The organism is Streptomyces sp. NPDC041068 (assembly GCF_040647455.1).
Classification (GTDB): domain Bacteria; phylum Actinomycetota; class Actinomycetes; order Streptomycetales; family Streptomycetaceae; genus Streptomyces.
This window is the reverse complement of the sequence record NZ_JBEZCG010000044.1, coordinates 1-13,144: the sequence shown is the minus strand read 5'-3', so window position 1 is coordinate 13,144 and position 13,144 is coordinate 1. Positions and strand designations below refer to the sequence as shown.

Here is a 13,144-nt window from a genome sequence, read left to right as displayed (position 1 = left end):
GCCTCCACCACATCCACCTCAGCGGCAGAAACACCCGCATTCGCCAACGCCGCGCGAATCACCCGCTGCTGCGACGGACCGTTCGGCGCCGTCAGACCGTTGCTCGCACCGTCCTGGTTCACCGCCGAGCCGCGCACCACCGCCAACACCGGGTGACCGTTGCGCCGCGCGTCCGACAGCCGCTCCAACAGCAGCATGCCCGCGCCCTCACCCCAGCCCGTACCGTCCGCGGCATCGGAGAACGCCTTGCAACGGCCGTCGACGGCAAGGCCTCGCTGACGGCTGAACTCCACGAACACCGACGGCGTGGACAACACGGTGACACCGCCCGCGAGCGCCAGGGTGCACTCCCCGGAACGCAGGGCCTGGACCGCGAGGTGCAGTGAGACCAGCGACGACGAGCACGCGGTGTCCACCGTCACCGCCGGACCCTCCAGGCCCAGCGTGTACGCCACACGGCCCGACGCGATGCTGGAGGCGCTGCCGTTGATCAGGTAGCCCTCGAACTCGTCACGGGTGCCGCCGTAGATCCGCGCCGCGCCGTAGTCGTCGTACATGACTCCGGCGAACACGCCGGTACGGCTGCCGCGTACGGTCTCCGGGTCGATCCCGGCACGCTCCAGCGCCTCCCAGCTCGTCTCCAGGAGCAGACGCTGCTGCGGGTCAATGGTGAGGGCCTCGCGCGGCGATATGCCGAAGAAGTCGGGGTCGAACTGATCCGCGTCGTGCAGGAAGCCGCCCTCGCGGGTGTAGCTCTTGCCCTTGCGCTCGGGGTCCGGGTCGTAGAGGTTCTCGATCTCCCAACCGCGGTTGACGGGAAAGCCGGAAACCGCGTCGCCGCCGGCGGCAACCAGGTCCCACAGCTCGGCGGGGGATGCCACGCCGCCTGGGTAGCGGCAGCTCATGCCGACGATGGCGATCGGTTCGGAACTGCTTTCCTCGAGCTGCTGAAGGCGCTCACGGGCCTGGTGAAGATCCCCCGTGACCCGCTTCAGATAGGCGCGAAGCTTTTCCTCGTTACCCATCCCTGAACTTTCCCTCTCACAATTCGAAGATTTCACGCCTGGCAGCGGGTGGCAGCCTCCTCCGAGCCAGCCTCTGATGTGGCGTCAGAAGCGGCCTGGTGTCGGCCGGTGTCAGAACTGTTCGTCGATGAAGCTGAAGAGATCGTCGTCGCTGGCGGATTCGAGCACGTCGGTGACGGAGTTCTGGCCGCCCCCGTCGGCCGCGCCCGTGCCCCCGATCCCGGTCAGCAGTTCCTGAAGCCGTGATTGGAGACGTCCCCGGAAGGGGTCGTCGTCCGCCACTCCGGCCAACAGCGACTCCAGCGCGTCCAGTTCTCGCAGGCCTGCCTCGGCGGGCGTGCTGTCCGCCGGCACGAGCTCCGCCATCAGCTGTTCCGCGAGGGCCCCCGGTGTGGGGTAGTCGAAGATCAAGGTGGCCGGCAGCCGCAGCCCGGTGGCCGCGTTGAGCAGGTTGCGCAGTTCGACGGCGGTCAGGGAGTCGAACCCCAGGTCCCGGAAGGGACGTCCGGCCTCGATACCACTGGGGGTGGCATGGCCGAGTGCCGTGGCCGCATGCGTTCGCACCAGATCCAGGAGGACCTCCTCCCGCGCCTCGGCACCGAGCGCCGCCAGGCGGCTCCGGAGCGCCTCGGCGCCGCTCTCGGCATCCTGCGCACCGCCGCCGTCGGTCGCCGCCACCGGCCTGCGTGCCGCGGCGGTCGGTACCAGCCCTCGGAGCACCGGGGGGATTCCGTCCGTGCCCGCCGCACGGGCGCGCAGGGCGACCATGTCCAGCCGCATCGGCAGTACCACCGGCTCGTCCACGGCCTCGGCCGCGTCGAAGAGCGCCAGACCGCGCTCGGTCGCCATGGCGGCGATGCCCATCCGGGCCAGGCGCTGTACGGCGCCCTCGCCCAGCCGCTCGGTCATGCCGCTCCGCTCGGCCCACAGGCCCCAGCCGAGCGCCTGCGCCGGAAGACCCTGCGCACGACGGTGCCGAGCGAGCGCCTCCAGGAAGATGTTGGCCGCCGCGTAGGCCCCCTGGCCTGCCGTGCCGAGCGTGCCCGCCGCACCGGAGAAGAGGATGAACGCGGACAGGTCCAGCTCCCGCGTCAGCTCGTGGAGGTGCAGGGCGGCGTCGACCTTGGGGCGCAGCACCCGTTCGATCTGCTCGGGGTTGATCGTCGTGATGACGCCGTCGTCCAGTACCCCGGCCGCGTGCACGACCGCGGTCAGCGGGCGGTCGGCCGGGATGTCGGCGAGCAGCCCGGCGAGCGCCTGGCGGTCGGAGGTGTCGCAGGCCGCGACGGTCACCTCGACCCCGAGCTCGACGAGTTCGGCACGCAGTTCGGCGGCGCCGTCGGCCGCGGGACCACGACGGCTGGTGAGCAGCAGATGCCGCACACCGCGCTCGGCGACCAGGTGTCGGGCGAGCAGGGCGCCGAGCGTGCCGGTGGCGCCGGTGACCAGCACCGTGCCGTTGGGGTCGAAGCCGCGGGTGGAGCCGGCGGAACCGTCGTCGGCGGCGGATTCGCTCCCGGTCGGGGACACCCTGGCCAGCAGCGGTACCAGCAACTCACCATCGCGGACCGCGAGTTGGGGCTCGCCGGACTCCAGCACGCGCGGCAGCGCCACACGGGAGGCTTCCTCGTCGTCCAGGTCGACCAGCGTGAACCGGTCCGGGTGCTCCGCCTGCGCCGACCGGATCAGGCCCCACAGCGGCGCGTTCACCAGGTCGGGGCGCTCCCCCGAGCGGGCCTCGACCGCGCCTCGAGTGAGCAGGACCAGCCTGGACTCGGCGAACCGGTCGTCGGCCAGCCACCAGCGGACGACGGCGAGCGCGTGCTCGACGGCCACACGCACTTCACCGGCCGACTGACCCGCCCCCGCCGTCGCGGCGTCGACACCGTGACCGGAGGTGCAGGCGACGAACACCACGTCCGGTACCGGGGTACCGGTGTCGACGGCGGCGTCGAGTGCGGCCGGGTCGGTGTACGTGGCGACCTCGACGGCGGCCGTCCCGGTGTCCCCCGTGCTGCTGTCCGTGCCAAGGGCGTCACACGGCAGGACACTCAGTTTGAACTCGTCCGGACCGACCACGGCCCAGGTGCCGGAGGCGGCAAGGGTGTTGCGCGGGGCAGCGGGGCTGCGCGGCGGCTGCCACTCGACGCGGAACAGCGCGTCCCCGTCCCGCGGTCCTCGCACCGCCGCGCCGAGCCCACCAGGGGCGACCGGACGCAGGACCAGGGAGTCGATCTCGGCGACCCGCTGACCCGCGCCGTCCGCGACCACCACGGACACGGCATCGGTGCCCGCGGGGCTCAGCGCCACCCGTACCAGAGGCGCGCCCGCCCTCTGGAGGGACACACCGCGCCAGGCGAAGGGCAGCCGGACGATGGTGCGGTCGGGGTAGAAGTCGCCGAGTCGCAGCCCGTGCAGGGAGGCGTCCAGCAGGGCCGGATGCAGGGCGGACTTCGCCGCCTCGGACCACTGGTCCTCGGGCAACGCGGCCTCCACGAACACCTCTTCGCCCCGTCGCCAGGCCGCGCGCACGCCCCGGAAGACCGGGCCGTAGTCGTAGCCGTTGGCGGCGAAGTCCGCGTAGAGATCGTCGGTCGACACCGGAGCCGCACCGGCCGGCGGCCACACCGTGAGATCGGGTGCGCCGCTCCGCTCGGCGGTCTCGGCGGCGGTGTACGGAGCCAGCACACCGGTGGCGTGCCGGGTCCACTCCTCGTCGTAGCCGGTGTCGTCCGGCCGGGAGTACACGACCATGGCACGGCGACCGGAGTCGTCGGGCGCGGCAACGGTCAACCGCAGCTGCACGCCGCCCTCCTCGGGCAGGATCAGCGGTGCCTGGATCGTCAGTTCCTCCACCGTGTCGCAGCCGACCTCGTCACCGGCACGGATGGCCAGCTCGACGAAGGCGGTGCCGGGGAGCAGTACGGCGCCCTCGACCGCGTGGTCCGCGAGCCAGGCGTGAGTCTGCAAGGAGAGCCGACCGCTGATGACGACCTCGCCGGACTCCGGCAGCTCCACCGCCGCGCCCAGCAGCGGGTGCTCCATCGATGCCAGCCCGAGCCCGGCGACCGCGGCCGCGCCGGTCGCGCCGCCCGAGGTGTCCAGCCAGTAGCGCTGACGTTGGAAGGCATACGTCGGCAACTCCACGCGGGTGGCACCCGTACCTTCGAACATCGCCGACCAGTCCACGGCGGCGCCGTGCACCCAGGCACGCGCCAGACCCGACACCAGCGCCTCCGCTTCCGGACGGCCGCTGCGCAGCACGGGCACGAACGCCGACTCGGGAGCGGTCTCCGCACCCATCGCACTGAGTACGCCGTCCGGGCCCAGCTCGACGAACACCGAGACGCCCTGCGCGGTCAGCGACGCCACGCCGTCCGCGAAGCGCACCGCCTCGCGCACGTGCCGCACCCAGTACTCCGCCGACCCCAACTCCCCCGCCGAGGCGATCGAACCCGTCAGGTTCGAGACGACCGGAATCTCCGGGGCGGCGAAGGTCATCGTCTCCGCGACCGCCCGGAACCCGGCCAGCATCGGCTCCATGCACGGCGAGTGGAACGCGTGCGAAACCACCAGCCGCTTCGTCTTCCGCCCCAACCCCCGCAGCCGGTCCGCCACCGCCAGAGCGGCATCCTCATCACCCGACACCACCACCGAGGTCGGGCCGTTGATCGCGGCAATGCCCACCCGGCCCTCGAACTCGGCCAGCAGCGGCCGCACTTCCTCCTCCGAAGCCTGCACCGCCACCATCGCACCACCCGCAGGCAGCGCCTCCATCAGACGGCCACGCGCGGCCACCAGACGGGCCGCATCCTCAAGCGAGAACACACCCGCCACATGCGCAGCCGCAATCTCACCGATCGAATGCCCCGCCACAAAATCCGGCCGCACACCGAACGACTCCACCAGACGGAACAACGCCACCTCGACGGCGAACAGCCCCGCCTGCGTGAACACCGTCCGGTCCAACAGACCCGTGCTGTCGGCGCCTTCACCAAAGACGACTTCACGGACCGGCCGTCCGACATGCCCGGCCAGCTCACCGTCCAACACCGCACACGCCTCATCAAAGGCCCGCGCAAACACCGGATACGCGGCATACAACTCACGCCCCATACCCACCCGCTGACTACCCTGCCCCGAGAACACCACCGCCGTACGCCCGGTGCCCGACACGTGTCCCGCGGTGACGTTCACGGCCGACTCACCGGAGGCCAACCCCCGCAGACCGTCGGCGAGTTCGTCCCGACCGGCGCCCAGGACAACGGCACGGTGCTCGAACACCGCCCGCTCGGAAACCAACGACCAACCCACATCCGTCAGCGACGACGCAGGGGTGCCCTCGACGTGAGAGAGCAGCCGCTCCGCCTGACCCCGCAGCGCCTCCGCGCCACGCGCCGAGACCACCCACGGCACCACCGGCATCTGCGCCGACTCCGCCTGTTCGGCGGGCCTCTGCTCTTCCATGGGAGGCGCCTGCTCCAGTATCAGGTGCGCGTTGGTGCCGCTGACACCGAACGAGGAGACGCCCGCGCGACGCGGACGGCCCTCGGACTCCGGCCACTCCCGCTGCTCGGTCAGCAACTCCACCGCACCCGCCGACCAGTCCACCTTCGACGACGGCTCGCCGACATGCAGGGTGCGCGGCAGCACACCGTGCCGCATCGCCAGGATCATCTTCATCACGCCTGCCGCACCGGCCGCGGCCTGCGTGTGACCGACGTTGGACTTCAGCGAACCCAGCCACAACGGACGGTCCTCCGACCGTCCCTGGCCGTAGGTGGACAGCAGTGCCTCGGCCTCGATCGGGTCGCCCAGCGTCGTACCCGTACCGTGCGCCTCCACCGCGTCCACGTCCGCCGACGTCAGCCGCGCATTGGCCAACGCCGCGCGGATGACGCGCTGTTGCGACAAGCCGTTGGGGGCGGTCAGACCGTTGCTTGCACCGTCCTGGTTCACCGCGCTGCCGCGCAACACCGCCAGTACCGGATGGCCGTTGCGGCGCGCGTCCGACAACTTCTCCAGCACCAGCATGCCGACGCCCTCAGCCCACGACGTACCATCCGCCGCATCCGAGAACGCCTTCGACCGGCCATCCGCCGCCAACCCACGCTGACGGCTGAACTCCACGAACATGCCAGGAGTCGGCATGACCGTCACACCACCGGCCAACGCCAACGAGCACTCACCACTACGCAGCGCCTGAGCCGCCAGGTGGAGGGCCACCAGCGAGGACGAGCACGCGGTGTCCACCGTGATCGCGGGTCCCTGGAGCCCCAGGGCATAGGAGATGCGCCCGGAGATGACGCTGGACGACTTTCCGGTGAGGAGGTAGCCCTCCACCGCTTCGGGCGCCTCGTGCAGTCGGGCTCCGTAGTCCTGGTACGTCATTCCGGCGAAGACGCCGGTCATGCTGCCCTTGAGCGCGGACGGGTCGAGCCCGGCCCGCTCCAGTGCCTCCCAGGAGGTCTCGAGGAGCAGTCGCTGCTGCGGGTCCATCGCCAGCGCCTCGCGCGGCGATATCCCGAAGAAGGCGGCGTCGAACTCGGCGGCGTCGTAGAGGAAGCCGCCCTCGCGGGCGTAGCTCTTGCCGGGGGTGTCCGGGTCGGCGTCGTACAGGCCCGCCAGGTCCCAGCCGCGGTCGGTGGGGAATCCGGCGACGGCGTCGCGCCCTTCGGTGAGGAGCTGCCACAGCTCCTCGGGGGTACGGACCCCGCCGGGGAGGCGGCACCCCATGGCGACGATGGCGATCGGCTCCTCGTCGTCGGCCACGGTGGCGGTGCCGACGGCGGTGGCCGACGTCTGGTCGGAGGTTCCCGCGTCTGCGGGTTCGTCCGGTCCCACGAGTGCGGTGCGCAGGTGGCGGGCCATCAGCGTGACCGTGGGGTGGTCGAAGACCGCGCCGGTGGCCAGCCGCAGTCCGGTGGCCGCGTTCAGCCGGTTGCGCAGCTCCATGACGCGCATGGAGTCGAAGCCGAGCTCCTTGAACGCGCGGCCGATCGCCACCGCGTCCGTCCCGGTGTGGCCGAGCACCGCCGCCGCATGGGTGCGGACGAGCTCCACGAGCAGGCGCTCCTGCTCGCCGGGCGCGAGGCCGGCGAGCTGCTGGGCCAGGGCGGGGCCGGAGTCGGCCGCGTCGGTCCCGGCGGCACCGGAAGTGGAACGGGACTCGGGTGCGGCTTCGGGCAGCGTGTCGAAGAGGTGGCTGGCCCGGGTCGCGGTGAACTGGGCGGCGAACCGCGACCAGTCGACGTCGGCGACGGCGAGGAACGGCTCGTCCCTGCCTACCGCCTGGGCGAGCGCCTCGACGGCAGGTTCGGGCTCCATGGCGGTCAGGCCGCGGCGGCGCATCCGCTCGCCGGTCTGCTCGTCCGCCATGCCACCGCCGCTCCAGGTGCCCCAGGCGAGCGACAGCGCGGGCAGTCCGCGGGCGTGCCGGTCGCGGGCGAGCGCGTCGAGGGAGGCGTTGGCGGCCGCGTAGGCCGCCTGGCCGCCGTTGCCCCACACGCCGATGACGGAGGAGAAGAGCACGAAGGCATCGAGGTCGAGGCCGAGTTCGGCCGTCAGCTCGTCCAGGTGCCGGGCCGCTGTGACCTTGGCGCGCAGCACGTGGGCGAGCCGTGCGGGCTCCAGCGTCTCGATGACTCCGTCGGCCAGCACACCCGCGGTGTGGACGACCGCGGTCAGCGGCGGTCGTCCGTCCGTCTCCGTCAACGACCCCAGCAGCCCGGCCAGTTCGCCCCGGTCGGCCACATCGCAGGCCGCCACCGTCACCTCGGCGCCCAGCTCACGCAGCTCCGCCGCCAGCTCGGCCGCACCCGGCGCGTCCAGGCCGCGACGACTCGTCAACACCAAGTGCTCGGCCCCTGACCGCGCCAGCCAACGCGCCACATGGCCACCCAACGCACCGGTACCACCGGTGATCAGCACCGTGCCACGCGGCTCCCAACCACCGCCGGTGGTTGCCGTGGCGCGCCGCGCGGCGCGGACGAGGCGCCGCGCGAAGACCCCGGTCGGCCGTACGGCCAGCTGGTCTTCGGCGCCGACGCCGGCCAGCACGGCGGCCAGCCGCTCCCGCTCCCGGCGGTCGAGCACCTCGGGCAGGTCCACCAGGCCGCCCCAGCGGTCGGGGTGTTCCAGCGCCGCGACGCGCCCGAGGCCCCAGATCTGGGACTGCCGGGCCCCGGTCGGGCGCTCGGTGCGGCCGACCGCCACCGCACCGCGGGTGGTGCACCACAGCGGTGCTTCGATACCGGCGGCGCCCAGGGCCTGGATCAGCGCCAGCGTGCCCGCAAGACCGGTGGGCACACCGTCGTACGCGGCGTGATCCGCCTCGTCCACGGCCAGCAGGGACAACACCCCGGTGAGCGCGGTGCCTGCGGCGACGGACTCGGTGATCCGGCGGGTCAGCGTCTGCCGATCGTCGTCCTGCTCGACGACGAGACGGATGACTTCGGCGCCATGGGCGGCGGGTGTCCCTGCGACGGCCTCGACCCACGGGTCGTCGGCGCTACCGGTGGGCAGGACGACCAGCCAGGTGCCGGACAGCACCGGGTTGGGGGTGCGGTCCAGGGGCTTCCAGGTGACGTCGTACCGCCAGCCGTCCAGCCTGCTCCGCTCCTGACCGTGCCGCCGCCAAGCAGACAACGTGGGGAGTACGGCGCTGAGAGGCTGGTCTTCCGGGAGGGCGGGGAGACCGAGCGCGCCGGCGAGCGAGTCGAGGTCCTCGGCCTCGACGGCAGCCCAGAAGCGCGCCTCCAGCTCATCGGTGCCGCTGTCGGCGGCCGCCCCCGCGACGTCGGCCGGTCGGGCGCCCTGGGCCGTCCGCAGCCAGTAGCGCTGCCGCTGGAAGGCGTACGTCGGCAACTCGACGCGCGAGGCGCCGGTGCCGTCGAAGGCGCGGGCCCAGTCGACCCGGGCGCCGTGGGTCCATGCCTCGGCGAGCGAGGTGAGGAAGCGGTCGAGGCCGCCTTCGTCGCGCCGCAGCGAACCGACCACCGCGGACTGCTGCGCGCCGCGGGCCTCCATCGTTTCCTGGACGCCGACCGCGAGGACCGGGTGCGCCGAGACCTCGATCAGGACCGCGTCGCCGTCCTCCAGCAGCGCGCCGACGGTCTCCTCGAACCGTACGGTCTGCCGCAGGTTGCGGTACCAGTACCCGGCGTCCAGCTCAGCCGTGTCCAGCGGCCCCGCGGTGACCGTGGAGTGGAACGGCACCGACGAGGAGCGCGGAGCGATGTCCGCGAGCACCTCCGCCAGCCGGTCCTCGATGCGCTCGACCTCGGCGGAGTGCGAGGCGTAGTCCACGGCGATCCGGCGGGCTCGCACGCCCTCGGTCGCGCAGAAGGCCATGAGTTCGTCCAAGGCTCCGGTCTCGCCCGCCACCACCACGGAGGCCGGGCCGTTGACCGTGGCGAGGGACAGCCGCCCGTCCCAGGCCGCGATGTGCTCGGCGGCCTCCTCGGCGGTGAGGGACAGCGAGACCATGCCGCCGAGTCCCGCCAGCTCCGCCGCGATGGCCTGGCTGCGCAGCGCCACGACACGGGCGGCGTCCCGAAGGGACAGCGCCCCCACGACGCAGGCGGCCGCGATCTCGCCTTGCGAGTGGCCCACCACCCCGGCGGGTTCCACGCCGTACGAGCGCCACAGTTCGGCCAGCGACACCATCACGGCGAACAGTGCGGGCTGGACGACGTCGACGCGGTCCAGCGAAGGGGCTTCGGGGGCCTGCCGCAGCACGGCCTCCACATCCCAGTCGACGAACTCGGCGAGCGCCGCACCGCAGGCGCGCAGCCGCTCGGCGAACACCGGTGAGGAGTCCAGCAGTTCCACGGCCATGCCGGCCCACTGCGAGCCCTGACCGGGGAAGACGAAGATGACGCGGTCGGTGTCGGTCGTGCCGTCGGCGGGCCCTGCGACCAGACCGGGCGCCTCTTGACCGCGGGCGAGCGCGACAAGCCCGGCCCTGAGTCGGTCCCGGTCCGCGCCGACGACCACGGCGCGGTCGTGGAAACGCGCACGTCCGGACGCCAGGGACCAGCCCACGTCCAGCGGGGAGGGCCCGTCGACGGAGGAGGGCCCCGCGATCGTCGCCGCCGGATCCGTGCCCGTGCCCGTGCCCGTGCCTGTTTCCGTGCCCGTACCCGTGCCCGTCGTCGACGGGCTCTCGTCGCCGTCGAGGTGGGCCAGCAGACGCGCGGCCTGGCCACGCAGCGCTTCCTGGCCACGTCCCGACAACACCCACGGCACGGCAGACGGCTGGGGAGAAGCCGCGGACGACCGGGCGGGGGCGCCGTCCTTGGCGCGTCCGTCGTCGGAGGCCGTGGACGCGAGGGGTTCGGGTGCGTCTTCGAGGATGAGGTGCGCGTTGGTGCCGCTGATTCCGAAAGAGGAGACGCCCGCGCGGCGCGGCCGCCCCGCCACCCGCGGCCAGTCCCGCTGCTCGGTCAGCAGCTCCACCGCGCCTGCCGACCAGTCCACATGGCTCGTCGGCTGGTCGACGTGCAGGGTGCGCGGCAGCACACCGTGGCGCAGCGCCTGCACCATCTTGATGACGCCGGCCACGCCGGCCGCGGCTTGCGCGTGCCCGATGTTGGACTTCAGCGAGCCGAGCAACAGCGGGCGGTCCTCCGACCGCCCCTGGCCGTAGGTGGCCAACAGTGCCTGGGCCTCGATCGGGTCGCCCAGCGTCGTACCCGTGCCGTGCGCCTCCACCGCGTCCACGTCCGCCGACGTGAGCCGCGCGTTGGCCAACGCCTGGCGGATGACGCGCTGTTGAGAAGGTCCGTTGGGCGCGGTCAGGCCGTTGCTGGCGCCGTCCTGGTTGACGGCGGACCCCTGGATCACGGCCAGTACCGGATGGCCGTTGCGGCGCGCGTCCGACAACTTCTCCAGCACCAGCATGCCGACGCCCTCAGCCCACGACGTACCATCCGCCGCATCCGAGAACGCCTTCGACCGGCCATCCGCCGCCAACCCACGCTGACGGCTGAACTCCACGAACATGCCAGGAGTCGGCATGACCGTCACACCACCGGCCAACGCCAACGAGCACTCACCACTACGCAGCGCCTGAGCCGCCTGGTGCAGGGCCACCAGCGACGAAGAGCACGCCGTGTCGACGGTGACCGCCGGGCCCTCCAGACCGAGGGAGTAGGCCAGCCGCCCCGAGATCACACTGGTGGACTTTCCGGTGAGCAGGTAGCCGTCCAGCCCGTCCGTCGCCTCGTGCAGCAGCGCTCCGTAGTCCTGGGACATGGCTCCGGCGAAGACACCCGTCCGGCTGCCCCGCACCGTGGCCGGGTCGACGCCGGCCCGCTCCAGGGCCTCCCACGAGACCTCGAGGAGCAGCCGCTGCTGCGGGTCCATCGCCAGCGCCTCACGCGGCGATATCCCGAAGAACGCCGGGTCGAACTCCGCCGCCTCGTAGAGGAATCCGCCCTCGCGCACATACGAGGTGCCGGATCGCTCCGGGTCCTCGTCGTACAAGGCGTCCAGGTCCCACCCGCGATCGACGGGAAAGGCAGAGATCGCGTCACCACCGGAGACAACGAGGTCCCACAGCTGTTCGGGCGTGGCCACTCCACCGGGCAGCCGACACCCCATCCCGACAATCGCGATCGGCTCTCCATCGGCCGCGGCGGGCGGCGCGACCGGTTCGGCGTCCTCCTGCGAGCCGCCGGTCAGTTCGGCTTCGATGTGGGCGACCAGGGCCGTGGGCGTCGGGTAGTCGAACAGCAGCGAGGACGGCAGCCGCAGGCCGGTCGTGCTGTTGAGCCGGTTCCGCAGCTCCACGGCGGTCAGCGAGCCGAAACCCAGGTCCTTGAACGTGCGCGCCACGTCCACGTCGTCGACCGATCCGTACTCCAGGACGATCGCCACCTGCGAGCGCACCAGGTCGAGCAGTGCCTGGTGCCGCTCACCATCGGCGGCCGAGGCGAGCCGCCTGCCCAGCGGCGACGCGGCGAGGGCCGCCGTGCCCTGCGTGCCCTCCGTGCCCTGCGTGCCCTCCGTCGTTCGGGACACCTCGCCCAGCCAGTAGCGCTGGCGCTGGAAGGCATACGTGGGCAACTCGACGCGGGTGGCGCCCGCACCCTCGAAGAACGCCGACCAGTCCACGGCGGCGCCGTGCACCCACGCCCGCGCCAACCCGGTCACCAACGAGGCAGCCTCCGGACGACCGTTGCGCAGCACCGGCACGAACGCCGACTCGGCGGCCGTCTCCGCACCCATCGCACTGAGTACGCCGTCCGGGCCCAGCTCCACGAACACCGAGACGCCCTGCGCGGTCAGCGACGCCACACCGTCCGCGAAACGCACCGCCTCACGCACGTGCCGCACCCAGTACTCCGCCGACCCCAACTCCCCCGCCGACGCCACCGAACCCGTCAGGTTCGACACCACCGGAATCTCCGGGGCGGCGAAGGTCATCGTCTCCGCGACCGCCCGGAACCCGGCCAGCATCGGCTCCATGCACGGCGAATGGAACGCGTGCGAAACCACCAGCCGCTTCGTCTTCCGCCCCAGCCCGCGCAGCCGGTCCGCCACCGACAATGCGGCATCCTCATCACCCGAGACCACCACCGAGGTCGGCCCGTTGATCGCGGCAATCCCGACCCGGCCGTCGAACTCGGCCAGCAGCGGCCGCACTTCCTCCTCCGAAGCCTGCACCGCCACCATCGCACCACCCGCAGGCAGCGCCTCCATCAGACGACCACGCGCGGCCACCAGACGCGCCGCATCCTCAAGCGAGAACACACCCGCCACATGCGCAGCCGCAATCTCACCGATCGAATGCCCCGCCACAAAATCCGGCCGCACACCGAACGACTCCACCAGACGGAACAACGCCACCTCCACGGCGAACAGCCCCGCCTGCGTGAACACCGTCCGGTCCAGCAGACCCGCACTGTCGGCGCCTTCACCAAAGACGACTTCACGGACCGGCCGTCCGACATGCCCGGCCAGCTCACCGTCCAACACCGCACACGCCTCATCAAAGGCAGCTGCGAACACCGGATACGAGGCATACAACTCACGCCCCATACCCACCCGCTGACTACCCTGCCCCGAGAACACCACCGCCACCGGACCAGGAACCACACCACCCACAGGCCCCG

Annotated in this window: 2 protein-coding genes; both read right to left on the bottom strand. The window is 72.1% G+C overall.

Going from position 1 to position 13,144, the window contains the following annotated elements:
* Positions 1 to 1,025, bottom strand: a 1,025-nt coding sequence (locus tag AB0B50_RS44390) for a beta-ketoacyl synthase N-terminal-like domain-containing protein (RefSeq protein WP_362343740.1), incomplete at its 3' end; no start/stop codon positions are given.
* Between the two features lie 111 nt (positions 1,026 to 1,136).
* Positions 1,137 to 13,144: type I polyketide synthase (locus AB0B50_RS44385; protein WP_362343737.1), on the bottom strand; the 12,008-nt coding region annotated here is incomplete at its 5' end.